A 23,507-nucleotide genomic window follows, 5' to 3' on the forward strand; every position below is an offset into this window, starting at 1 on the left:
GTCTGTTTCTCGCAGAATGCGGCGACCGGGATTTGAACCCGGGCCATGAGCTTGGAAGGCTCAGGTCCTACCACTAGACCACCGCCGCGTACTCCTCCGCTGGCGGATCGCAAGCGGAAGCAACCGACCGTAGACGCACGGTGATTAAGGACTTTTCCCTTCGGGCTCGACGACGGCGTAGCAGTTCCCGCTGGATACGTCGAACGAGACCGTCCGAAGCGGGCTCTCTTCGAGGACACGCTCGAACTCGCTGGGTGCGTAGATATGGTAGAACCGCGGCACCGTCTCGCCGCCCGGCAGTGTCCAGTCGACCGTCGTGTCGAACCCGGAGTCGGCGTCGGCGGGCGCGTCGAACCGGTCGTGGGCGGTACTCCAGACGCTGACCAGCGCGCGCCCGGCCGGGGAGAGCACACGGGCCAGTTCCGAGAGGCTCGCCTGTCTGGCACGCGCTGACGGGAGGTGATGGAGCGTCGCGACGTAGACGGCGAGCGCGACCGAACGTGGCCTCAGCGGGAGCCGCGAGGCGTCGCCACAGAGGAGCGCAACAGTCTCGGGGACGCGGTCGACGGCGACGGAGAGCAGTTCCCGGCTCGCGTCCACCCCGACGACACGCGGCGCGACGGCCGCGAGCAACTCCGCGTGCCGACCGTTACCACAGCCGAGGTCGAGGGCCGTCCCATCCTCGACGCGGTCCCCGTACTCGTCGACGAACGACTCGACCTCCGGCCAGGCGTACTCGCGTGTCTTCGCGAAGTGTGACCCGATGGTCTCGTAGGTTTCGCGGACCGTTCGACGGGAGTGATCGATCACGGTTCGGTCTCTAGTCTGTTGTCCGTCAACGGTGGCTTACCGCTTTCGACCCGACGAGGGGAGTCGTCGCTCGCTGGACACACTGGTCCGGTCGCTATTGGTCGTACTTCTCTGGGTACGCGGCTGCGAGCAGTTCCGGGTTCGCGTCGAGGCGCTCCCGGATCGGGTCGATGACCGCGGAGATAGCGGCCGCGGCGGCCGGCTTCAGGTCCGCCGGGTGGAGGTCGCCGCTCAGGAAGTTCGCTTCCAGGTCGTCGTAGCTTCCGTAGACGAGGTCGCCGCCGTACTCCTCGGGGCGCTCGATCACGAGGTCCTCGCCACGTTCGGCCAGCACCGGGAAGACGAGGTACTCCAGGTACTCCAATACGCCGTTGTCCTCGGCCTCGCCCTGGGGGCAGTAGGCCTGGCCGATCTTCTCCTCGACGACATCGGGCGCGTCGTTGAGGTTGACCTTCGAACTCGCGTCCGAGGCGCTCATCTTGCCGCCGGAGAGGCCCGAGAGCAGCGGGGCGAACAGACAGACGGGCGACTCGCCGCCGTGGTCCGGGAGGACCTCACGGGAGAGCATGTAGATGCCGCGCTGGTCGATCCCGCCGTAGGCGATGTCGGCGTCGAGCGCCTTCACGTCCAGCGTCTGCATCAGTGGGTAGATGAGGCCGCCGAGGTTGGGGCTCTCGGATTCGCGGACGACCTCGCTTGCGGCCCGCTGTGAGCGGGCGATGGTCGTCTCCGCAGCCATGCGATACATCTCTAGGGAGTACTCCTCGTCGAGTTGGAAGTCGGTCCCGCGGACGAACTCGATGTCGTCGGGGTCGGCACCGGCCGCTTCGATCATCCCCTCGATAGCGACCTCGTAGTACTCGGAGCGTGCGTCCAGCAGGTCGAAGGGGCTCTTCTCGTCGTCCAAGTGGGCGTGGAGGTCGGCGATCAACACCGTCACGTCGATGCCAGCCTGCAGGAAATCCGCGAGCTTTCGCATCGTCGTGAAGTGGCCGATGTGCATCTCGCCGGTCGGCGCGTAGCCGATGTAGGCCGACGGGTCGCCGTCCTCGAACAGCGCCGCGAGTTCGTCCTCGGTGACGACCTCCCGCGTGTGGCGGGTCGTCAGGGCGAGGCGCTCGTCAGTATCCATACGGCCCGGTCCCCGCTCGGAGGAGTAAAACGTTCCTGTGTGGAGTCGTCAGGCCGACCCCGCGCTGTCGTCCGCCCCTCGGCTGGCTTCGGTATACCCCCGTGCGAACAGATAGAACGCGGCCACCTGGCCGTAGAAGACGAACACGGCACCGACGAGGATGACGGTGAGGACGGTCCCGACGCCGGTGACGACTATGAGGGCGACGTACGCCTCGATCACGGCGACGACGTAGATCGGACGGCGACCGGCGGCAGCGATCTCTCGGCGGTCGAAGGCAGCCCGGAGCCGACCCGTCCGTGCCAGCCTGGTCAACGCTGCCGGCACCAAGTAGACCGCGGCGACGAACGTCAGGGCCGAGAGGGCCATGAGCACCCAGCCGAGGGCCTCGACGGTCGCACCCAGATCGGTGCCGCCGAGACTGGAGAAGACGCCGTAGCCGGAGACGACGAACCCGGCGAACAACAGCCACACCGGGAGGAGTGCGTAGGCGACCTGGACGGCGATCGCTCGGGCGCCGTCGACGAACAGGTCAGACCAGCCGTCGAAAGCCGGCGGGCGGTCCTGGCCCAAGCTCGTCGTCCGGAGAACGCGAAGTAGGTACCCCTGGAGCGGGATCAGGGGGACGAACGTCACCGCACCGACCAGTGTCAGCACGCTCCCGATCGCGACGGTCTTGAGCCAGCCCGGCCCGCGCTGTGGGTATCGGAGTGCGTCGGCGAGCATCGGTACACGCTGCTCGATGGATCGACTTATCTCCCGTGGTCGGTCGAAGGACAACACCGAAGCCGTTCCAGCGCCACTGTGTGGGTATGTCCCGCAGCCGGCACGGACTCGCGGTTGTCCCCCTCGTGATCCTGTTGGTCACTGCCGGCTGTAGCCAGTTCGTCGGCAGTGAGACACGGCCGGCCTCGGAGTCAGCGGTAACACCGGCCCCCGTACCGACGATGACGGCGGCGGAACCCAATGGACCCAGCCCCCAGTACGAGTACTGGGGGAGTATCACCGCCACCAGTGACGAACGCGACCGGACGCGGCTGTACTCGCTCGAACCGAACTGCGACCGACCGCCGGGACTGGTCATCCACATCCAGGTGTCTGCGCTCCGGACCGACGACCCGGACACCCACGAGGGGATCAACACGACCTGGCGGTTCGCGGCGCCGTCGAACCGCGGCTCGTTCCAGTCCTACGAGTCGTTCATCGACGTGCTGACCGAGGAGTACCGGCCCCTGTTGGACGCCGAATCGGTCACGTATGGCCCCATCGAACGCGATAGCGCGCGGGGGACCGCACGCCGGAACGTCACCGTCAGGACGTCCAACGGCACTGTCCAGCGCTACCGGTGGATCGTCGAGAAACAGACGACCGTCCCCTACGAGGGCTGTTGGATGACGACCGGCGTCGTCGAGACGTAGCTACTCCGGCGGTGCGTTCTCGACCAGGGACGAGAGCGCACCGGTCTCGCCGTAGATACTGCCGACCAGCAGTACCGCGGCCGCCAGGGGAACGACGGCGCAGGTGACGTACACCGGGACGAAGCCGAGCGTATCCACGACGGGTAGCGACACCAGCGGCCCGAGCGCACCGCCGAAATCGCCCAGGACGTTGTTCGTCGCGGTCGCCCGGCCCATCCGCTCGGCTGGCGTGAGATCGGCGAGCAGCGCGATCAATGGGCCGCTGGTCCCGCCCTGTCCGGCTCCGATGAACAGACAGGACAACGCCAGGACCGACAGCGACTGAGCGAACACGAGCGCGACGAAGCCGGCGAACGAGACCGCGAGAAAGGCCAGGAGGACCGGGAGGCGACCGGAATCGCCGTCGCTGAGTTTCCCGCCGCCCAGCATGAACACCGACGCGGCGGCGACGGTCAGTCCCATGAACAGCCCCGATGTCCCCTGTGGGCCGTACCCCCAGATCAGCAGGTCCCTGGCGTCGACGAGCAACACGAGCGTCGAGAACAGCGCGCCCAGATACGCGAAGTAGAGGCCGAAGTTGACGAGTCCGACGGTCAACGTCGTCGCGCTCCGTTCGATCTCCCAGGGAGCGACGTTCCCCCGCGTTCCGTCGACGTGTGTCTCCGGGACCAGCCGGTAGGCGATCCCCCCGGCGAGCATAGCGAATCCGGCCGCCAGGACGAACGCCGCGGTCACGCTGTAGAGGTCGCTGACGATCCCGCCCAGCAACAGCCCCACCGGGAACCCCAGCGTGATCCCGCCACGGACGACGCCCATGTTCGCTCCGCGGGTGTCGGCAGTACTGACGTCGGCGGCGATCGTGTAGGCCGTCGCGAACACGAGCGCGCTGCCGATCCCCCACAGCACTCGTGCCAGGAGGAACACCGGCGCAGGTGCGCTGGCGTTGAGCGCGACGACGTAGCCCATCGTCGCCAGCCCCTCGACGAACAGCCCGACGACGAACGGCGTCCGCGTTCCGGCGCGGTCGGTGAGCGACCCCGCCGGAGCGTTGGCGACGATGCGCGTGATCCGGTTGGCGCTGAGGATGAGTCCGACCACGAACGGCGAGATACCGAGCAACGCGCCCAGGTTCGGCAGGATCGGGAAGACGACGCCCCCGCCGAAGCCCACGAAGAAGGTGCTCGCGATGACCGCCAGGACGACGGTCCGCGAACCGCTACGCTCGGGGACGGATCGGCCCATATCTCCCCGAACGACCGTACGAAGTTAGGGATGTCGTTGCAGGCCGGCGGCGTCGAACGGAACTCGTTTCAGCGAGCGGTTCGACCCGATCCAGCATGGCAGAGGAAGAACGGATTCCCGACGAAGAGTGGCGGACGATCGTCGGGAACGTCCCGCTGGTCTCGGTCGATCTGGTCGTTCGACACGAGGGTTCGATCGCGCTCGGCAAGCGAGAGAACGACCCCGCGAAAGGCGAGTGGTTCGTCCCCGGCGGGACCGTCCGGAAACACGAGGGACTCGAGGACGCAGTCCATCGGATCGCCGAGGAAGAACTCGGCGTCGCGGTGGAGATCGAGCGCCGACTGGGCGTCTACGAGCACTTCTACGACGTGGCCGACGCCGACGTCGACGACGGGAAACACTACGTCCCGATCGGCTACCTAGTGACAGCGGACTCGCGAGCGACAGAGACCGACGACCAACACGCCGACATCCGCTGGGAGCCGATCCCGGTCGATGCCGGTGACCTCCACCCGTACGTTCGCGCGTATCTCGTCGACGCCGGCGTCGCCACCGACGCGGCGTAGCCCTATTCCTCCGCCGGGGGACGGCGAACGCAGTACACAAGTCCGTCCAGGCCAACTCCTGAACATGTATACGGGGAAGCGAGAGACGGCCTGTTGTCTGTGTGGGAACCCGGACGTGGCGACGCGGCTGGACCTCCCGCCGCGGGCGGTCCCGATGTTGAAACACGCCGGCCCGATCGCCTGGCAGGACATCGTCGGCGAGGTGTCGCTGTACTTCTGTGACAGCGACTGGGAGACGGTTCGTGACCTCGTCCTGGAGACCGGGATGAGCCCGCTCTCACGGTGTAACGCGGCCCGTGCGGACTTCGACCTGCGGGAGGACTTCGAGGCGTTGCTCAACGACGTCCGCGACGAGCCGGATCACTCCGCGGTCGAAGCGCGGATGCGACGGGAGGCCGAGGACGTTCTCGACTCCCCCGGAGACCCACACGTCGAGGATCGGGACCTCGTCGAGGCACGCGTGATCACCTGGGTGTTCGAGGACACTGCCGAAGCCTGATCGCAAGCGGGCGTGGCGAGGCGTATCCAAACTGTTTTGACCACCCACGGCCGTGTGTCAACCGATGACTGTACGCGTCGGTCTACTCGGAGCGACTGGGGCTGTCGGACAGCGACTAATCCAACTGCTCGACCCCCACCCCGAGTTCGAGATCGCTGCACTGACAGCCAGTGAGGAAAGCGCTGGCAAGAGCTACCGCGAGGCCGCGAAGTGGCGCGTCGAAGCGCCCATCCCCGAGGCAGTCGCCCAGATGGAGGTCGGCGCGACAACACCGGAGGACGTGCCCGACGACGTCTCGCTGATCTTCTCCTCGCTTCCCTCCAGTGTCGGTGCCGAGGTCGAACCCGACTTCTGTGAAGCGGGCTACGTCGTCTCCTCGAACTCCTCGAACGGCCGGATGGACCCCGACGTCCCGCTGACGATCCCCGAGGTCAACCCCGAACACGTCGACCTCATCGAGGTCCAGCGCGACGAGCGCGGCTGGGACGGCGCACTCCTGAAGAACCCTAACTGCTCGACGATCACGATGGTTCCGCCGCTGGAGGCGCTGGACCGCGCGTTCGGCCTGACCGACGTGCGCGTCTCGACGCTGCAGGCGGTCTCCGGTGCGGGCTATTCCGGCGTCTCATCGATGGAGATCATCGACAACGCCATCCCTCACATCGGGGGCGAGGAACAGAAGATGGAGACCGAGTCCCGGAAACTGCTCGGCGAGTTCGACGGCGCGGAGGTCCGTCTCCACGACATGGACGTGGCCGCGTCCTGTAACCGCATCCCGACGCTGGACGGCCACCTGGAGAACGTCTGGGCCGACACCGCAGAAGACGTCACTGCCGACGCGGCGGCGGACGCGATGGACGAGGTCACCGGCGTCGACCTCTCGTCCTCGCCCGAACACCTGATCAAAGTCTTCGAGGAACCCGACCGACCCCAGCCCCGCCTGGACCGCAACACCGAGGGCGGCATGGGCGTCGCCGTGGGTGGGTTCCGCGAGACGACCGACGGCGTGCAGTTCAACTGCCTCGCGCACAACACGATGCGGGGGGCCGCCGGCGCGAGTATCCTCAACGGCGAACTCCTCCTGCAGAACGGCTATCTGTAGTCTGCCGCCCGTCTGACGGGGCTTCTTACTGCCTGCTGCCGATCCCACGTCCATGGAAGGGCGTGTCTGGCTCACGATGGCTGACCACTCGGCGGCGGAACTCTGTGCGCTAGAGGAGTGGCAACTGCTCGAAGAACAGTCGACCGGTCCCGTCCCGGACGCGGCCGTGGCCGCTGCCGTCGAGGCTGCCGGCTACTCGGCAGAGGCCGCCGACCGCGCCGTCGAGTGGCTCTACGAGGCTGACTACCGGCCCGCCGACGAGTCCGAGCCGCCGTCGTCCCCCGTACCGACATCGGGACGTTGAAACGGGCCGCGTCCGGAATCGGTGTCGATGCGACAGCCAGAGCCCGCGGAGACGCTGACGGTCACCCGGGACCTCCCGTTTCACGAGACGGACCGGGGGACACTCCGTCTCGACGTTGTGGAACCGACAGACGTGACCGGACCGCTCCCGGTCGTCGTCCTCGTCCGTGGTGGCGGATTCCACGTGGGCGACAAAGGCGAGTTCGCCCGCCAAGCCATGGACTTCGCCGCCGAGGGGTACGTCGCCATCGAACCGCAGTACCGCCTCGCCCCGGACGCACAGTTCCCCGCGCCGGTCGTCGACGTGAAGGCAGCCATCGAGTGGGTCCGCAGCGAGGGCGAGCGGTTCGGCGCGGACCCGAGCAGCGTCTCGCTGGTCGGTCACTCCGCCGGCGCGAACCTGGTCGCGATGGCCGGAGTCACGCAGAACGACCCCGCGTTCGAACCCGAAGCCTACCCCGGCGCGTCCTCGGCGGTCGACGCCGTCGTGGGCTACGCCGGCATCTACGACTTCCTGGCGGCGGCTCGACAGCGCGAGGACGATCCCGACCCGGACGAACGGGTCGACGTCGGCTACCTCGGTGCGGCGGCGACAGACGACCCCGAGCGGGCCGAACTGGCCTCGCCGACGAGCCACGTCGACACGGACGCCCCGCCGACGCTGTTGGTCCACGGGACCGACGACGAGGTCGTCCCCGCCCCCCAGTCGGAACTGTTCCACGAACTGCTGGAACCGGTGACAGACGCCGAACTCGAACTCCGCGAGGAGGACCACGCGTTCCCGTTTCACGGCCACTGCTACGACAGCGTGTTCGAGCGCAGCCGGGACTTCCTGGGGAAACACGCCTGACCCGTCCGATCAAAGGTTTAACTACGCAGCCGAAGTGTAGCTAGATAGCAATGGCCATCGACCCCGAGTTCGAGGAGAACCGCGACATCGTGGAACAGCACGACGGCCACAACGTCTGGGGACCCGTCGAAGAGCCCGACACACTGGGGATTCACGGCACACACGTCGCCGTCGACTTCGACATCTGTCTGGCCGACGGTGCCTGTCTGGAGGACTGCCCGGTCGACGTCTTCGAGTGGGTCGACACGCCCGACCACCCCGAGAGCGAGATCAAGGCCGACCCCGCCCACGAGGACCAGTGTATCGACTGTATGCTCTGTGTCGACGTCTGTCCGGTCGACGCCATCGACGTCGACCCCGGTCGCGCCGGCCGTATCTGACGGTTCTCCCGGGAGACTGTCTGTCTACCGACGACTGCGACGAGCGCTTCTGCCGAGGAACCCAGGGTGTCACCGACGCTTCAGTTGCGTCGCTCCGATCTGTCAGCTTCGGCATTCGATCGCCGGAGCCACCGACGCCGGTGTCGCGAACCACTAACCCAGTGTGTCTACCGGGATTCGAGGGGCACCTCTCGCTACGGTCGAACTGATGGCTCAGATACATTGTGGTTAATCGTGAGTAATGTTATTAGTCTCCCAGGTAGACAATCGTTCACGAGGGTGAGAAACTCATGCACACAGTAGTTCTGACGAAGGGCGTCCCCGACTTCCGGGAGGGGCAGGTCTCCTTCGACGAGGACGGCCACCTCGAACGAGGGAAGACGCCGACGGTGATGAACCCGAACGACAAGCACGCGCTCCGTGCGGCGTTCCAGACGAAGGTCCGCAACGGCGGGCACGTCTCCCTGATGAGTATGGGGCCGCCGGGCTACAAGGAGGTGTTACAGGAGGGGATGCGTGACGTCTACGCCGACGACCTCTATCTGCTCTCGGACCGGGAGATGGGGGCGGCAGACACCTGGGCGACGGCGATGACCGTCGCGACCGGTCTCCAGCAGCTGGAAAACGAACCCGACCTCGTGTTCGCCGGGTTCAAGACCGCCGACGGGGAGACCGGCCACACCGGGCCACAGACCGCCTGGTGTCTCGACTGGCCGACGATCACACACGCCATCTCGCTTGACATCGACGAGGCGGAGCGCCGGGTCCGGGCGAAACGGCTCGTCGACGGCGACGTCTCCGAGATCGAGACCGTCGAGGCCCCGATGCCGTGTTTTGTCGTCGCAGACCCCGAGTTCGAACCGACCTACCGGAAGGCCAGCCACCGGCTGAAACACAAGGACCTCCGCGAGGAGACCCGGGCGCGGGCCGAGAACTACGAGGACCACGTGACCGTCTGGGATCACGAGGATCTCAACCTCGACCCGGACTACATCGGGCTGGACGGCTCCCCGACCATCGTCGCCGGCGTCGACCCGATCCCGAAAGCCCCCTCCGAGCGGGAGGCAACTCACGTCGAGGCCGGCGACGACGCCGGGATGGAACAGGTACTGGACGAACTGACGCCGTTTGCGGCAGGTGACTGACGATGGTCGAGATCGACCCCACAGAACACGAGATCGCCGAACTCGGACCGAAGATCAAAGACGTGGACGACGCCGACGAACTCCGGGAGATGCGCTCCCTGGAGGAAGCCGGCGAGGATCGGGTCCCAGTCAAGACACTGATCCAGAGTCGCATCGACAAACTCGAAGACGAGGGCGACGACGAGATCGACCCCCAGACCGTCGACCTCTCGGAGTTGACCGTCGCCGACATCGCGAACCTGGTCCGGGACGTCGACGACGGCGACGTGCTCCGGGATATGCTCGACCGGGAGCAGGAGGGGAAGAACCGCAAGACGGCCATCTCTCGGATCGAGAGCCGGATCGAGTCGGTCGAAGGCAGCGACGACGAGGACGGCGAGGTCGGCGAAGTCGAGTACGTCCCGCCCGAGGAGAAGTATCCCGACTTGGACCATCCGACCAACGACAAGCAGTGGGTCGAGGGGACCGTCGGCGCCGAGTACCGGGACATGTGGGTCTACTGTGAGACCCAGGCCGGCGAACTCGTCGACGTCTCGAAGGAGATGCTCGGCAAGGCCCGCCAACTGATGGACCAGTACAACGAGGAGTACGAGGCGGACGAGCGGGTCGTCGCTGTCCTGATCGGTGCCGACGCCAGCGACCACGTCGAGGACGTGATCGCCTACGGCGCGGATCTGGTGGTCTACCACGAGGACGAGCGACTCGACCGGTTCCGACACAAGCCCTATACGGCGATCTTCTGTGACATGGCCCGGGCAGGGGGCGAGTTGGCAGCCGGGGGACGTGAGGCGGTCGACTGGAAGGACTACCACGAACCCCGTTACACCCTCTTTCCGGCGACGAACAACGGCCGGGACCTCTCGGCGCTGGTCCAGGGGGAACTCGACTCCGGGCTGGCCTCGGACTGTTCGGGGCTGTACATCGATGAGGCGATGATCTCGAACCCGGCCAAAACCGGGAAGGCCGGCGACAAGAAGGAGTTCGAACGCGTCCTGCACATGAAGCGGCCGGACTTCTCCGGGTTCGAGTACTCGACGATCCTCTGTATCGACAAGCCCAACCGTGACTTCCACCCGCAGGGCGCGTCGGTGATTCCGGGCAGTTTCGAGATTCCGGAGCCGGACCCCGAGCGGGAGGCCGAGGTGGTCGACTACGAGATGACTCTCGACGACGACTGGTTCCTCGTCGAGGTCACCGAGTTCGACCGGCTCTCGGGCGGTGTCGACCTCACCGGGAACGAGGTCGTCGTCGCCGTCGGCCGGGGCATCGGCGACGATCCCACGAAGGGCGTCGAACTGGCGCTGGATCTCGTCGACGCCTTCGACGAGGCCGACTTGGGGCTCTCGCGGGGGGTCATCACCTCCTCGTATTCGTTCGACGGCCACGTCGAGCAGTACATCACCGAGGAGCGCCAGATCGGCGAGTCCGGCCAGGAGGTCCAGCCGGACGTCTACATCGCCGCGGGCATCTCCGGGGCGATCCAGCACAAGGTCGGCTGTGACGAGTCCGACACGATCGTCGCGATCAACACCAACGCGGACGCCGACATCGCGGACTTCTCGGACTACGTGATCGAGGGCGACCTCTTCGAGGTCCTCCCCCGACTCACCGAGGCCGTCGAGCGCGGTGAACTGGCCGCGGCCGTGGAGGCCAGCGATGACTGAGTACGAGTCTTACGAGGCCGTCGTCGTCGGCTGTGGTCCCGGCGGGGCCGCGGCCGCGGCGACGCTCGCACGCAACGGCGTCGAGACCCTCGTCTTGGAACGGGGCGTCGACGCCGGGTCGAAGAACGTCTCGGGCGGGCTCATCTACGCCGAGGAGTCCGCGCCCTACACGATCGACAGTCTGTTTCCCGACTTTCGTGAGCAGGCCAGCGAGCGCCCGGTGACGGAGAACTACATCCACAACATCGCCGGCAAGCAGGTCAAATCCTTCGACATCGGCGACCTGCACCACCACGACACCGAGTGGGCCGACTCGGTGTTGCGCCGGACGATGGACTCCTGGCTCGCCCAGCGGGTCCACGAACTCACCCGCGAGACGGGGGGCGGTCTCCTGACGGAGGTACGGGTCACCGGGCTGTTTCGCGAGCGCGGCGAGATCGTCGGTGTCACCTGTGAGGAGATCGATCCCATCGAGGCCGACATCGTCGTCGCCGCCGATGGGGTCAACTCCGAACTCGCACGCGATGCGGGGCTGATGGACTGGGACGACCCCGAGGAGTGGTTCCAGGGCGTCAAAGCCGTCGTCGAGATGGAGCCCGAGACGATCAACGACCGGTTCGACATCGGTGACGACGAGGGGGTCGCTCACCTGTTCTCGGGCGACCTCTTCGACGGCGTCCGCGGCGGTGGCTTCCTCTACACCAACGAGGCGTCGCTCTCGATCGGGACCGTCTTCCACCTGGACTCGATCGCCGAGGAGGAGGCCGAACCCCACGAACTACTCGACGGCCTGCTGACCCACCCGCTGCTGGCCCAGTGGCTCGGCGACGACTACGAGGAACTGGAGTACAGCGCGAAACTCGTCCCGGACTCGAAGAAGGTGGCTCACACCTCGCCCCACCGTGATCGGCTGGTCTTCGTCGGCGACGCCGCCGGCCAGATGCAGGCCCAGGGACCGATCATCAAGGGGATGAACCACGCCGTGACAGCCGGCGCCCTGGCCGCCGAGGCGTTCACCGAGGCTCGGACACGGGGAGACCCCCACGCCGCCGGCGACCGCTACGAGCAGAAACTACACGACGAGGGCGTGATGGACAAGCTCCGGCCGACGAGCTACAACGTCGTCGGGAAACTCGGGGAGGTCGGACCCATCGACGATCTCTCGAACGCTATCGCCGACTCCGCGGTCGGCCGGTTCGGCGTCCGCGCGGCCGGTGGCCTGCTCGAACGGGCCTACGCCTCGCCGACGCTGGTCTCGATGATCCCCGACACCAAACTGCCCTACGTCACCCTCCCGACCGTCATCGCGGAGGAACTGGGCGACTACGTCACCGACGAGAACACGGTCGAACCGCCGGAACTGGACGACCGCATCGGCGACCTGACCTACGACGTGGGCGACCCCCACATCGAACTGGTCGACAACTCCTTCGAGGCCTCCGGGACGGCCGTGACGGCCTGTCCGGTCAGCGCCAAGGAGTTCGGCGGGGGCTGTTACCGCGACGAACTGGTCCAGACGAACGGTCACGAGGAACACCTCGTGAGTCTGGACACCCAGCCTTGCGTCGAGTGTGGCACCTGCGCCGTCGTCGCCGACACCGACTGGGAACACCCCGCCGGCGGGAAGGGCGTCGACTACACGCAGGGATGAGCCACCAGTACCACGATCGCATCCGGGCACTGGAACGGCGGGCCGAGCGGGCCGGGGAGTCGCTGGACCCGGACCCGCCGGCCGAGGACCGCGCGATGGAACTGCTTCGGGAAGGGTTCGGACCGACCGTCTCGCTGTACTGTGAGGCCCGGACCGGCGATTCCTGGGTCCGCTTCGGCGAATCCGAGTTCGAGCGCCTGGAGGCGACGATGAACGACTGGCTGGCGTTGTACGCCCGGTGTTACGGCGTCGAACTGGAGACCACCCACACCGTCCGCGAGGCAGCCGAACTGCTCGTGGACACGCACAACGTCAGGGACGTCGCCGTGGTGCTCACCGGCGTTCCGGAGCGGTAACGTATCACTGAAAAAATAACGTGATAAAAGATTAAGTTCTGTGTCGTGGTACCAGTACACATGGAGTTGACTGAACCGCTGCAGTTCGACCACGCCGATCGGAAAGACATCTACGAGTACGTCGAGTCACACGGCTCGGTCGACCCCGAGGAGGCACGCAGAGCCCTCCGGATGGAAGCCCACCCGTTCGGACACCACGTCGCGATCATGAAACGCGACGGCGTGCTCACGGAGGCAGACGGGGAACTCCGCATCGCCTACGAGGGCAGCGGCGAGGAGGAGTTCGAGGCCGACGACGTGGAGTATACGATCCGGCAGGCCCGTCAGGAGGATCTGACCGGCCTCGTCGGGGCGATCCGCGCGGCGATCGGGAGCGGCGAGTACGTCGACGCCGAGACGGTCGCCGACGTGATCGACACCGAGGGCGTCCTGTTGCGGCACAACGAACTGGAGTCACGCATCTTCTTCGTCGCCTGCATCGACAACGACGTGATCGGCTGGGTCCACCTCAAACATCCCGAGATCGCCAAACGCAACCACACCGCCGAACTCACGCTGGGCGTGCTCGCACAGTACCGGGGGAACGGTATCGGGTCGCGACTGTTGACCCGCGGCACCGACTGGGCCAGGGACCACGGCTACGAGAAACTGTACAACTCCGTCCCTTCATCGAACGAGAACGCGATCGAGTTCCTCGAAGTCCACGGCTGGGAGACTGAAGCGGTGCGTGAGGACCACTACAAGATCGACGGTGAGTACGCCGACGAGGTGATGCTCGCCAAGTCGCTCTAGAGCCACTCGTCTTCGTGGCCAGCCAGCGGTTCCGGGACGACGCCGTCTTTCCGAGCCCACACCCTCGCGTGGGCCGTACAGACCCGTCGGTTCTCCGCCCATGGGACGTGTAGTTCCACCGCAACCTCGTTCTCACAGCCCGATTCCGCACAGGTCGTCATAGGAGCGCGACGCCCAGCATCGCCACCAGCATCGATCCGGTGAGCAGTGCCTGGACGATCCCGGAGGCCAGCATACCGACAGTGGTGACCAGCGCGGCCTTGAGACCCTTGCGGGCGTCCTCCTGGCGGTAGAACTCCAGGGCGAAGACAGTGATCGCGACGCCCAACAGGATGCCGAGCGGACCGGTCACGAAAAACAGTACCAGGCCCACGAGCCCGGCGGCGACGGCCGTCTTCGTCGAGGCACCCCCGACCCGGGCAGCGACCGCGCCGCCGGCGAAGTCGACGAGCCAGGTGAACGCACCGATCATCGTGAGGGCCGCGAGGACGACGATCCCGGGGTCGCTCATCCCGGTTCCGACCCAGTAGACGTAGACGCCGGCGAGCGAGAGGGGCGCTCCGGGGACCTGTGGCACGAGACTCCCGACGACACCGGCGACCAGCAAGACGAACGCGAGCACGAGGAGTGTCGTCTCGAAACCGAGGACCGGCAGGGGCAGGGGCAAGTTCATCTATCGAGTTCCTCCTGTACGCTGGTGTCTCCGTACAGACGCGTCAATCTTTCGACGGCTCCGCCAAGCGTCCGCATACACTGGCGCTGGGAGACGAACCCCAGTTCCTCGGTGACGGCCTGCCAGGGCCGTGCCTGGAGGGCTTTCATGACGAGCAGTCGCTCCTCGCGGTCGGTCAGGGCCGTCGGGTCCGCGGGGGCGACCAGATGGCGGAGCGCCAGCCGGCGGAACGGTTCGGGATCGGTCTCCAGGATCGACGCGCCGCCGGGGACGCCGGCCACGACGCGCCACTCCCACTCCGAGAGGGCAGGGTTCGGGGTCGCATCCACCGATCGGAGGAGCGCCCGGACGACATCCGGGTCGGCGTCGGAAACCGGGTCCGAAAGCACCGCTGCTGCCCGATCACAGAGCCATTCCGAATGGCGGTCCGCGAGCGCCCGGCCGGCTGGCGAAGACGGCGAGAGCATCACCGCCGAGTACTCCCCGCTGGCGTCGTTTCGCGAGGTCGAGACGTGGACGGTCCGGTACCCGTTCGCCCGCCAGAACCGGACGAGTTCGGGGGTCGCGCCGTAGCTGACGCCGAGCCAGTCGATCCCGTCCGCCTCGTGGTCGCGGATCTCGTCGAGTAGTTTCGAGCCCAGCCCTCGGGACCGCGCGGCGGCGTGGGTCGCGATGCGGAGTACCCGCCGGCCGACCGGGACGCCGGCCGTCTCGTCGCGGAGTTGCGTCGTCAACACGTCGGGAATCATGTTCCCCCGGATGCGGCCGCCCTCGTACATCCTCGCCCTGGTTTCGGCTGAGAGACCGCCTTCGCGGGCCAGTAGCGCCACCGAGACGACGTGGCCGTCCTGGAGGAGTGCGTGTACCGAGAGGTTCGGCGCGTCCAGTACGCGGGCCAGATCGCCCGGCTCCGTCCGGTAGTGAGCCAGCACGAGTAGGCCGAAGACCTCCCGAAGCAGATGTTCGTCGGCCAGCAGGTCGGCGGTCGTCAGCCGCCGGTGGCTGACCGTCTCCGGGGTCGCGTCCGCGACGAGCGGGTCCACCGTCGGTCGGGCGTCCAGCAACAGCGCCCGGAACGCCCAGCTCTCGACCGGATCGGCCGGCGCGTACCGGATCGGCGTCGTCATCGTCACGTCGGTGACCTCGTGGTCGCTGTCGGCCAAGTGGTCCCGGAAGCGGACGTCGAAACTGCGGCCCGCACCCTCGTAGCCGTGGACGGTCGTGGTGAACGCCACAGCGGGAGCCCCGAGCAGCGCCCGGAGCCGATGGACCGGGAGCGCGGCGGCCTCGTCGACGATCACCACGTCGGCTGTCCCCAGCGACTCGACGGCACTGTCAGGTTGTTCGAAGCGGATCTCCCCACCATTCACGGCGAGCCGCCTGGGGGGATCGGCGTCGTCCCGGTCGACCGCGACATCGAGCGTCTCGAACAGGTCGCTCGCGCGTGTGAACAGCTCGGCGGCGCTGCGGTACTGTGGCGCCGTCACGAGGACGTGTTGCCCGTCCAGCGCGAGGTTCGCGGCCGCTAGCCCGGCCGCGCTGGACTTTCCCCGTCCCCTGTCGGCCTCGACCACGACGGCGTGTCCGGCCGCCGACAGCGTCTCGAAGGCACGGACCGCACGCACCTGGTCGTCCGTGAGACAGGCGGCGTAGCTCTCCGGGCGAAAGGACGCGTCAGCTGGCGGTTCTGGGGGCTGTCGCTGCCGGCGTGGCGGCGGGTCGGTCAGCCCGTCGCGTTCGACCGTGTCGGTGTCGACGTCGACGACGGCGATCCCACGATGCGCACGGAGCGTCTCGACGACGCGGCGTCTGAAGTGGCCGGTCACGTCCCCGACTTCGAACGGTGGGACCGCCAGCGTCTCGTCGAAGGCGTCCCGTCGCTCGGACCACTCGTCCAGCGGCGGCGTCAGTAGAACGAGCAGGCCGCCGCCGTCGACGGCCCCGACCGCGGTACCCAGCGCGTTCGGTCGTAGTTCGTCGTGGACGTCCAGCACGACCGCGGTCCGGGTCCGACCGAGCAGTTCGGAGGCCTGCGACTGGGGGTACTGCTCGCAGTCGAGGAACGGTTCTGGACCGACCAGTGTCGTCCCCGACCACGGTATCTCGGCGGCCTCCAGCGCGGTGGCGGCTCGTTTGCGCGTCCGCTTTCGGCCGCCGGACAGCACGAGGACGCGTCGCTCGTCGGCTCGTCGCGCCTCGGCTCTGAGCGACCGCGCGATCTCCATACCGGTGGTGGTCGACCCCGCGATATGGGCCTGACGGTCGTCCAGACTGCTTTTGGGGACAGCACGTGGACCTTCCGCCATGTCCTCGCTGCGAACGGCGCTGTGTGATCTGCTGGGCATCGAGTACCCAGTCGTCCAGGCACCGGTCGGGAGCGTCTCGACGCCGGAGCTGGCCGCCGCCGTCGCCGACGCCGGCGGGCTCGGGATGCTGGCGATGTCCTGGCGGGACACCGACGCTGTCAGGGAGACCTTCGAGCGAGCGACCGCGTCGACCGACGGCGTCGTCGGGGTCAACGTGGTGCTCGACGAAGCGACCGGCGTCGACTCACCGACGGCGTGTCTGGACGCTTGCCTCGACGCCGGCGCGACGGTCGTCTCGTTCTCCTTCGGCGACCCCTCCGGGTTCGTCGAGCGCGTCCACGACGCCGGTGGGCTGGCGATGGTGACCGTCGGCAGCGCCGCCGACGCACGCCGAGCGGCCGACCTCGGGGCCGATGTCGTCGTCGCACAGGGAAGCGAGGCCGGCGGACACGTCCAGAGCGACGTGACCACGATGGCGCTGGTTCCGCGTGTCGCCGACGCTGTGGACGTGCCTGTCGTCGCCGCCGGTGGGATCGGTGACGGCCGCGGTCTGGCCGCCGCGCTGGCACTCGGGGCCGACGGCGCGTGGCTAGGGACCCGCTTCGTCGCTACCCGGGAGTCCGGTGCCCACGAATCCTACCGGGGGGCGCTCCGCGACGCGACGGAGACGGACACGCGACGGACGACCGCGTTCGACCGTGGCTGGCCCGGGCAACCCCACCGCGCGCTCGCGACGGCCGAACTCCGGCGTGGGGAACGGGACGACCGGCCGGGCGACGGCGAGACTGTCGCTCACACCCCCGACGGCGACCCCGTCGAGCGGTACGCCGACCTCCCGCCGGTCGAAGGGACGAGCGGCGACGTCGACGCGCTCCCACACTACGCCGGACAGAGCGTCGGCCTGGCCGACGGGGTACCGTCTGCCGGTCGAGTCGTCGACGCGCTGGTTTCGGAGGCGACGGCGGCACTGCGCGACGTTCCACGAACCGGGTAGGACCACCGGAGGGCAACCGTGTGGCGGCCTGGCACGTCGTTTCGGCTTCGAAAGCGCTTTTAGGGCCGGTAGCACAGAATGGGATACAGCCTGTGCCGGGTTGATGATGCTCCCAGCCTTTTCAGGACACCGCGCACCGTCGGGGTGCGCCGCGGAACGCCCGCGAACGGCGGGGGAGCCTGAGCCCGCGCGCAGGAGGTGAACATACCAATGCCAGTATACGTAGATTTCGACGTTCCGGCCGACCTCGAGGACGACGCCCTCGAAGCGCTGGAAGTCGCACGAGACACAGGGACAGTCAAGAAAGGAACCAACGAGACGACCAAGGCCGTCGAGCGCGGCTCCGCCGAACTCGTTTTGATCGCCGAGGACGTCCAGCCCGAGGAGATCGTCATGCACATCCCCGAACTCGCAGACGAGAAAGGGGTTCCGTTCATCTTCGTCGAACAGCAGGACGACCTCGGTCACGCTGCTGGCCTCGAAGTCGGTTCGGCTGCCGCCGCCATCGTCGACGCCGGCGAGGCCGACGCCGACGTCGAGGACATCGCCGACAAGGTCGAGGAGCTTCGGTGAGGTGACGACGGATGAGTGCTGAGGAATCCGAAGGCAGCGGTTCCACGCCCGCCGAGGTCATCGAGATCGTCGGCAAGACGGGGATGCACGGCGAGGCCATGCAGGTCAAGTGCCGCATCGGCGAGGGCGAGAACCAGGGGCGTATCATCACCCGAAACGTGCTCGGACCGGTCCGAGAGGGCGACGTGCTCCAGCTGCGTGAGACCGCCCGCGAGGCCGACTCGATCGGAGGGCAGTAACGATGCCCCGAACACGCGAATGTGACTACTGCGGGGCCGACATCGAACCCGGGACGGGCACGATGTTCGTCCGCAACAACGGAGCGACGATCCACTTCTGTTCCTCGAAGTGTGAGAACAACGCCGACCTGGGCCGCGAGGCCCGCAACCTCGGCTGGACCGAGGCCGGCCGCGAGGCCGACGCCGCGGAGACCGCCGCAGCCGAGACGGAAGCAGAGCGAACCGCCGCGGCCGAACCCGACTCCACCGAGGACGACGAACCGGCCGAAGGCGAAGAGTCCGACGCCGCACCGGATCTGGAAGCCGCCGAGGAAGCGGCTGAGGGGTCCGAGGCGGGTGACGACGAGGACAGCGAGGAAGCCGAGGACGACGAGGCAGAGGAGGCCGAAGCCTGATGTCCGACAGCGAGCGCACCTTCGTGATGGTCAAACCCGACGGCGTCCAGCGCGGCCTCATCGGGGACATCGTCTCCCGGTTCGAGGACCGCGGTCTGAAGCTCGTCGCGGGCAAGTTCATGCAGATCGACCAGGAACTCGCCGAAGAGCACTACGGCGAGCACGAGGACAAGCCGTTCTTCGACGGACTGGTCGAGTTCATCACCTCCGGTCCCGTCTTCGCGATGGTCTGGGAGGGTCAGGACGCGACCCGGCAGGTCCGTACCATGATGGGCGAGACCGACCCCGCCGAGTCCGCACCAGGGACCATCCGCGGTGACTACGGGCTCGACCTCGGTCGGAACGTCATCCACGGCTCCGACCACGAGGAGGAAGGCGCGAACGAACGCGAGATCGCGCTGTTCTTCGACGAGGAGGAACTCGTCGACTGGGAGCGTGTCGACGAGACCTGGCTGTACGAATAACCACCCACTGCGTTTCTGCGGTCTTCTCGCTGTGCCAGTCACAACGCCCATCAGCCGTCGGGTCCTACGGACGGATATGACGCGAACCCTCTACCAACTCGACGGCTGTCCGTACTGCGAGAAGGTCGCCGATCGGCTGGACGAACTCGGGATCGACTACGAGAGTGTCTGGGTCGACGCGCTCCATTCGGACCGTGACGAGGTCAAACGAGTGTCGGGCCAGCGGGGCGTCCCGGTCCTGATCGACGACGACTACGGCGTGACGATGGCCGAGTCCGAGAGGATCTTGCAGTTCGTCGAGCGAAGCTACGCCTGATCGCGGTCGTACGCGAGCACGGCACCGAGCGTTGCAAACAGCATCGGGAACACCAGGAACATGATCGCCGTGAAGTACAGATCGGGTTGTTGGGTGAGGAACCCGTCCGAACCGTTGATCGGGACCCGCTGGACAAACGTGACCGATCCCAGAATGCCGACGGCGAGGTAGCCGACGGTGAATCCGGCCCCGACGAGGCCGGCCTCGGTGAACCGACCGGTGGCCGGCGAGTCGCGATGACGCTCGAAGACAGCGCCTGCGATGACGAGCGAGACGACCGGGAGCAGGAAATAGACGAGTGGGTGTGTCGCTGCGCCGCCGCTGACCAGCGCGAGCCAGAGATCGTTCGAGAACGGCTCGGGGATCTGGACGTTCGGGACGGTCGCGGCCTGGACGATCCAGACGAAGTGGGCGTTAAACAGGATGTGTGCGTACTGGATGAGGACGGCCATCGTCGAGTCGATGATCGGTACCGAGCGATCGACCGACGACGGGCCGAGGACGAACAGCGCTGCGACGAGGAGATACTCGACCACGAAGGTCGCGACCGCTGCACCGGCAGCCCACGGCCACGGGAACTCCCGGAGGCTAGCCGCGAAGAAATGGTCGTCAGAACCTGACTCGGTAGCTCCGTCGTGTTCGGCTTGGGTCGTCACTGACTCAGCTACAGCATGGCGGAAAATGAGTCTGGTGGTGGTCGCGGTTATTCCTCGGACTCGAACTCCAGTGCCGCTCCGTTGATGCAGTAGCGCTTGCCGGTCGGTTCCGGACCGTCGTCGAAGACGTGTCCGAGGTGGCCGTCACAGGTCGCACAGACGACCTCTGTCCGCCGCATCCCGTGGCTCTCGTCGAGCCGTGTCTCGACGTTGCCCTCCTCGTAGATGTCCCAGAAGCTCGGCCATCCCGTCTCGGAGTCGAACTTCTCGTCGCTGTCGAACAGTTCCGCCCCACAGCCGGCACACGTGAACACGCCTTCGCCTTTTACGTCCAGTAGCTCACTACTGAACCGGGGTTCGGTGCCTGCTTCTCTGAGGATGCGGTACTCCTCGTCTGTGAGTATCTCGCGCCATTCCTCGTCGTTTTCCGGGATCTCACTCGCTTGTTCGCTCATACTCAGTATACGGTCCCGAGCGGTAAAAACATCCGGCGTGACCGACACTCGGTGTGAACCACTAGCAACTCGCTGGGCTACCGCTTGGAACCGTCCCGCGCCGCCGGGAAGGATCGAGACGAGGTCGACGATTCTTACGGGGGACTACAAGCAGCAGTATTGTCACACAGACACCCGTACGTCCTCTTCGGACCGATAATGGTATTCGAACCCGATCAGGTTTCGACAGTCTCCTTCGACTCGTACAGTACACTCGTCGACGTAGACGCCGCGGAAAACGCACTCGCTCGACGAGTCGACGATCCGGAGCTGGTCTCCAAACTCTGGCGTGCGCGCTCGCTCGAATACACGTTCGTAGCTACACAGATCGACGCGTACCAACCGTTCTACGAGATGAACCGGGACGCTCTCCAGTACGCACTCGACGCGTACGGTGTCGAGATCAGCGATGAGGCCCGAGACGAGATTCTCGCGGTGTACCACGAACTGGACGTCTTCGACGACGTCCGTGACGGGATCGAGCGGCTCCGGGACGCGGGATACGATTGCTACGTCCTGTCTAACGGCAACCCCGAGATGCTCGACGCGATGGTCGACCACGCCGATATCGGCGACATCCTCGAAGACACGATCAGTGCCGACGAAGTTCGGCTGTTCAAGCCTGCTCCCGGGCTCTATCGACACGCCGCTGGCCGGACCGGCACGCCGATCGACGAGATCGTCCACGTCACCGCTGGCTGGTTCGACGTGATGGGTGCACACCACGCCGGAATGCAGGCCGCATGGGTGGATCGGCAGTCGTCGCCCTGGGAGCCGTTCGGTCCCGAGCCGGATCTCACGATCGAGACGATACACGAACTCGCAGAGACGTTAGGAGCCTAACCTGAACCGAGGCTCGTGAGTTCCGGGAGAGCGGACCGAGCAGTTCGACCGCCCTCCTCGTCCGCTCGATCAGACCGTGTCGGTCAACAGCGGTGACGGCTGTGTCCTTCGTTCGCGAGTTCGTGGGCACGGACGTTCTCTCGCCGCGGAACGACCCGATAGGTGACGACTGGAATCGCAGCGAAACACGACCGGATCGTCCGGACACGGCGACGAGCCAGGCGCGTCGACGGCGTCGACGGGTGGTCCGGGTCTGCCGCGTGGACGGCGGCGTCGGCGTCGCCGTTGACGTGGACGGCACCGACCGCGGTTGCGATGGTCGACACCGTCCGCGCGGCTTCGACCAGTGCCCGGAGTTCGAGGGCCGAACTGGAGACGAACGCATCGATCGCTATCGACCGGGTCGCGACCGTCTCAGCGCCGTCGGTGACGACACAGCCCACTGCGGCGGAGGTCGGGGTCGTGTCGTCGTTCACGTATCGGAGACTCGCGTCGAACGACACCACAAGCGGACCGGTCGGTGGCCGAGCCATACGTCTCACTCTCCGCCCTCGGAAAAAACGCTCTCGGTGGCGCGGTAGCGCAGGCACTCCTGTAGGCTGTCAGTTTCACAAAGTATTCACCGACCGTTCCGGTAGGCTGGCACGTGACTCACCGATTGGTCCTCGCGTTCGGGTCACTCCTCGTACTCGCCGCCCTCGGCGGCTGCTCTGCGGCCGGTAACATCTCGATGACGCCGGTCGAAGACAGCGAGTCGCTGGCGGCCGAGGCGAGCCGTGACATCCCTGACGATCCGAACACGTACGACCGCCACCAGTACCGCGACATCGAACGAGCGATCCGGGCCGGTTCGGCGACGGTCAACGCGACACACTCGACAGTCGATCCGGGGCTGCCCTTCGAGTACGACGGTCGGTACTACAACGTCTCGACGGCCGTCGTCGGCCAGCAGTCGGGCTACGGGGGCGAGATCGGCATCGACTACAACACCAGTTCGGTCGACGGCCGGGTCGTCGCCTACGATCAGCTACCCGACTCCGACCGGCGTGCCCTCGAACCGCTGTTGGCGCCCCCTCGCGAGGGCGACGAGCCGGGGACCGACATCGACATCCCGGTCGCCTACACCGACCCGGAGGCAAACGCCTCGGTACTGGTCCCGAACCAGACCTACGACGGCGTTCGGTACCAGGGCGAGACGTACGCGATCACCGTCGACGTCGAACGGGCGACACTGGACACCTATCGGTACGACGCAACGCTGGTCGCGACAGGCAGCCAGGCGTATGCCCGGCAGTTGGACCGTCAGTACGCGTTCACGCTGTCGAACCTCTCGGAGAACGAGTCGGCGATCGTCGATCAGGCAGTTGGCGGGACACATTACGTCGAAGACGCCGGTGATCCCGGCTTCGAGTCGCTCGTCGACCGGTTCCGTCACCGACGCCCGGTGACAGTCTCCGAGTACGAAGGGTCCTGGCTCGTCCGCTACGACGGCCGTCGCTACTGGACGGAGCTTCGGTTCGGCCAGTACGTCCCGGAAGACGAACCGATCGTCGTGGCCACCGCGGACGATACAACCGGCTATCGTACCGATTGAGCCGGTCAGTAGTACCGGTTCCCCGACTTTCGAGAAATTTGAGACGTAGC

General features: G+C 66.7%; 30 protein-coding genes and 1 tRNA gene. 20 read left to right on the plus strand and 11 right to left on the minus strand.

Translation table 11 applies throughout. The features are described from left to right. Positions 1-17: 17 nt before the first annotated feature. The 4 genes from P0204_RS01070 to P0204_RS01085 all read right to left on the minus strand — a co-directional run bounded on the left by P0204_RS01070 (position 18) and on the right by P0204_RS01085 (position 2,668). Positions 18-88: transfer RNA gene (locus P0204_RS01070), tRNA-Gly, on the minus strand. Between the two features lie 56 nt (positions 89-144). Continuing rightward, on the minus strand, positions 145-807 hold the full coding sequence (locus P0204_RS01075) for a class I SAM-dependent methyltransferase (RefSeq protein WP_276223301.1): 663 nt from the start codon (positions 805-807) through the stop codon (positions 145-147). Positions 808-904: 97 nt separating this feature from the next. Further along, complete coding sequence (locus P0204_RS01080; protein ID WP_276221042.1) at positions 905-1,942, minus strand: tyrosine--tRNA ligase; 1,038 nt, start codon at positions 1,940-1,942, stop codon at positions 905-907. A gap of 48 nt (positions 1,943-1,990) precedes the next feature. Beyond that, positions 1,991-2,668 carry a DUF4013 domain-containing protein gene (locus P0204_RS01085; protein ID WP_276221044.1) on the minus strand — a complete coding sequence of 226 codons (678 nt, stop codon included), beginning with the start codon at positions 2,666-2,668 and terminating at the stop codon, positions 1,991-1,993. Positions 2,669-2,754: 86 nt separating this feature from the next. Between P0204_RS01085 and P0204_RS01090 the strand changes: the two genes are divergently transcribed. Next, positions 2,755-3,360: a DUF4864 domain-containing protein gene (locus P0204_RS01090; protein WP_276221046.1), complete on the plus strand. Its 606-nt coding sequence runs from the start codon at positions 2,755-2,757 to the stop codon at positions 3,358-3,360. Here the strand turns inward: P0204_RS01090 and P0204_RS01095 are convergent, their stop codons facing one another. Further along, the gene (locus P0204_RS01095; protein ID WP_276221048.1) at positions 3,361-4,602 is read right to left on the minus strand and encodes an MFS transporter; all 1,242 of its coding nucleotides are present in this window, start codon (positions 4,600-4,602) and stop codon (positions 3,361-3,363) included. A 95-nt stretch (positions 4,603-4,697) separates the two neighbouring features. Here P0204_RS01095 and P0204_RS01100 point away from each other — a divergent pair, with 95 nt between their 5' ends. The 11 genes from P0204_RS01100 to P0204_RS01150 all read left to right on the plus strand — a co-directional run bounded on the left by P0204_RS01100 (position 4,698) and on the right by P0204_RS01150 (position 13,910). Next, positions 4,698-5,168 (plus strand): NUDIX domain-containing protein, encoded by a 471-nt coding sequence (locus P0204_RS01100; RefSeq protein ID WP_276221050.1) that lies wholly within the window; start codon positions 4,698-4,700, stop codon positions 5,166-5,168. A gap of 64 nt (positions 5,169-5,232) precedes the next feature. Then, complete coding sequence (locus P0204_RS01105) at positions 5,233-5,667, plus strand: DUF7960 family protein (RefSeq protein WP_276221051.1); 435 nt, start codon at positions 5,233-5,235, stop codon at positions 5,665-5,667. A 64-nt stretch (positions 5,668-5,731) separates the two neighbouring features. Then, complete coding sequence (gene asd, locus P0204_RS01110; RefSeq protein ID WP_276221053.1) at positions 5,732-6,769, plus strand: aspartate-semialdehyde dehydrogenase; 1,038 nt, start codon at positions 5,732-5,734, stop codon at positions 6,767-6,769. 52 nt (positions 6,770-6,821) lie between these two features. After that, the gene (locus P0204_RS01115; protein ID WP_276221054.1) at positions 6,822-7,073 is read left to right on the plus strand and encodes a hypothetical protein; all 252 of its coding nucleotides are present in this window, start codon (positions 6,822-6,824) and stop codon (positions 7,071-7,073) included. 27 nt (positions 7,074-7,100) lie between these two features. After that, positions 7,101-7,922 carry an alpha/beta hydrolase gene (locus P0204_RS01120; protein WP_276221056.1) on the plus strand — a complete coding sequence of 274 codons (822 nt, stop codon included), beginning with the start codon at positions 7,101-7,103 and terminating at the stop codon, positions 7,920-7,922. A 50-nt stretch (positions 7,923-7,972) separates the two neighbouring features. Beyond that, a complete protein-coding gene (locus tag P0204_RS01125; RefSeq protein ID WP_276221057.1) occupies positions 7,973-8,302 on the plus strand; it encodes a 4Fe-4S dicluster domain-containing protein in 330 nt (109 codons plus the stop codon). A gap of 290 nt (positions 8,303-8,592) precedes the next feature. Next, positions 8,593-9,447 carry an electron transfer flavoprotein subunit beta/FixA family protein gene (locus P0204_RS01130; protein ID WP_276221059.1) on the plus strand — a complete coding sequence of 285 codons (855 nt, stop codon included), beginning with the start codon at positions 8,593-8,595 and terminating at the stop codon, positions 9,445-9,447. A gap of 2 nt (positions 9,448-9,449) precedes the next feature. Beyond that, on the plus strand, positions 9,450-11,111 hold the full coding sequence (locus P0204_RS01135) for an electron transfer flavoprotein subunit alpha/FixB family protein (protein ID WP_276221061.1): 1,662 nt from the start codon (positions 9,450-9,452) through the stop codon (positions 11,109-11,111). Next, positions 11,104-12,762, plus strand: coding sequence for an FAD-dependent oxidoreductase (locus P0204_RS01140; protein WP_276221062.1), 1,659 nt, complete (start codon positions 11,104-11,106; stop codon positions 12,760-12,762). Before P0204_RS01135 ends, P0204_RS01140 begins: the two co-directional genes overlap by 8 nt. Beyond that, positions 12,759-13,118, plus strand: a complete 360-nt coding sequence (locus P0204_RS01145) for a DUF8055 family protein (RefSeq protein ID WP_276221063.1) — start codon at positions 12,759-12,761, stop codon at positions 13,116-13,118. The genes P0204_RS01140 and P0204_RS01145 overlap by 4 nt, the downstream gene beginning before the upstream one ends. A 60-nt stretch (positions 13,119-13,178) precedes the next feature. Beyond that, a complete protein-coding gene (locus P0204_RS01150; RefSeq protein ID WP_276221064.1) occupies positions 13,179-13,910 on the plus strand; it encodes a GNAT family N-acetyltransferase in 732 nt (243 codons plus the stop codon). Here the strand turns inward: P0204_RS01150 and P0204_RS01155 are convergent. The 3 genes from P0204_RS01155 to tmcA are packed head-to-tail and all read right to left on the minus strand — an operon-like array spanning position 13,907 to position 16,808. Beyond that, positions 13,907-14,071: a DUF8014 family protein gene (locus P0204_RS01155; protein WP_276221065.1), complete on the minus strand. Its 165-nt coding sequence runs from the start codon at positions 14,069-14,071 to the stop codon at positions 13,907-13,909. The two genes, P0204_RS01150 and P0204_RS01155, sit on opposite strands and share 4 nt — an antisense overlap. Further along, positions 14,068-14,565, minus strand: a complete 498-nt coding sequence (locus tag P0204_RS01160; protein ID WP_276223302.1) for a DUF456 domain-containing protein — start codon at positions 14,563-14,565, stop codon at positions 14,068-14,070. The genes P0204_RS01155 and P0204_RS01160 overlap by 4 nt, the downstream gene beginning before the upstream one ends. Positions 14,566-14,579: 14 nt before the next feature. Beyond that, a complete protein-coding gene (gene tmcA / locus P0204_RS01165; RefSeq protein ID WP_276221066.1) occupies positions 14,580-16,808 on the minus strand; it encodes a tRNA(Met) cytidine acetyltransferase TmcA in 2,229 nt (742 codons plus the stop codon). Between the two features lie 79 nt (positions 16,809-16,887). Here tmcA and P0204_RS01170 point away from each other — a divergent pair, with 79 nt between their 5' ends. The 6 genes from P0204_RS01170 to P0204_RS01195 all read left to right on the plus strand — a co-directional run bounded on the left by P0204_RS01170 (position 16,888) and on the right by P0204_RS01195 (position 19,870). Next, the gene (locus P0204_RS01170; RefSeq protein ID WP_276221067.1) at positions 16,888-17,883 is read left to right on the plus strand and encodes an NAD(P)H-dependent flavin oxidoreductase; all 996 of its coding nucleotides are present in this window, start codon (positions 16,888-16,890) and stop codon (positions 17,881-17,883) included. Positions 17,884-18,093: 210 nt separating this feature from the next. After that, positions 18,094-18,456, plus strand: a complete 363-nt coding sequence (gene rpl7ae / locus P0204_RS01175; protein WP_276221068.1) for a 50S ribosomal protein L7Ae — start codon at positions 18,094-18,096, stop codon at positions 18,454-18,456. An 11-nt stretch (positions 18,457-18,467) separates the two neighbouring features. After that, positions 18,468-18,695, plus strand: a complete 228-nt coding sequence (locus tag P0204_RS01180; protein ID WP_276221069.1) for a 30S ribosomal protein S28e — start codon at positions 18,468-18,470, stop codon at positions 18,693-18,695. 2 nt (positions 18,696-18,697) lie between these two features. Continuing rightward, on the plus strand, positions 18,698-19,090 hold the full coding sequence (locus tag P0204_RS01185) for a 50S ribosomal protein L24e (protein ID WP_276221071.1): 393 nt from the start codon (positions 18,698-18,700) through the stop codon (positions 19,088-19,090). Further along, positions 19,090-19,554 (plus strand): nucleoside-diphosphate kinase, encoded by a 465-nt coding sequence (gene ndk / locus P0204_RS01190; protein ID WP_276221073.1) that lies wholly within the window; start codon positions 19,090-19,092, stop codon positions 19,552-19,554. Before P0204_RS01185 ends, ndk begins: the two co-directional genes overlap by 1 nt. Positions 19,555-19,630: 76 nt before the next feature. Next, on the plus strand, positions 19,631-19,870 hold the full coding sequence (locus tag P0204_RS01195) for a glutaredoxin family protein (protein ID WP_276221075.1): 240 nt from the start codon (positions 19,631-19,633) through the stop codon (positions 19,868-19,870). Here P0204_RS01195 and P0204_RS01200 read toward each other — a convergent pair. Further along, on the minus strand, positions 19,861-20,526 hold the full coding sequence (locus P0204_RS01200; protein WP_276221077.1) for a DUF7978 family protein: 666 nt from the start codon (positions 20,524-20,526) through the stop codon (positions 19,861-19,863). The genes P0204_RS01195 and P0204_RS01200 overlap by 10 nt on opposite strands. A gap of 47 nt (positions 20,527-20,573) precedes the next feature. Next, on the minus strand, positions 20,574-20,981 hold the full coding sequence (gene msrB, locus P0204_RS01205; protein WP_276221079.1) for a peptide-methionine (R)-S-oxide reductase MsrB: 408 nt from the start codon (positions 20,979-20,981) through the stop codon (positions 20,574-20,576). Between the two features lie 198 nt (positions 20,982-21,179). Between msrB and P0204_RS01210 the strand changes: the two genes are divergently transcribed. After that, on the plus strand, positions 21,180-21,863 hold the full coding sequence (locus P0204_RS01210) for a haloacid dehalogenase type II (protein ID WP_276221081.1): 684 nt from the start codon (positions 21,180-21,182) through the stop codon (positions 21,861-21,863). Between the two features lie 83 nt (positions 21,864-21,946). Here the strand turns inward: P0204_RS01210 and P0204_RS01215 are convergent, their stop codons facing one another. Next, positions 21,947-22,396 (minus strand): ribonuclease H family protein, encoded by a 450-nt coding sequence (locus P0204_RS01215; protein WP_276221083.1) that lies wholly within the window; start codon positions 22,394-22,396, stop codon positions 21,947-21,949. Between the two features lie 113 nt (positions 22,397-22,509). Here P0204_RS01215 and P0204_RS01220 point away from each other — a divergent pair, with 113 nt between their 5' ends. After that, on the plus strand, positions 22,510-23,457 hold the full coding sequence (locus P0204_RS01220; RefSeq protein ID WP_276221084.1) for a hypothetical protein: 948 nt from the start codon (positions 22,510-22,512) through the stop codon (positions 23,455-23,457). Positions 23,458-23,507 lie beyond the last annotated feature (50 nt).

It is taken from the genome of Haloarcula halophila, assembly GCF_029278565.1.
GTDB lineage: Archaea > Halobacteriota > Halobacteria > Halobacteriales > Haloarculaceae > Haloarcula > Haloarcula halophila.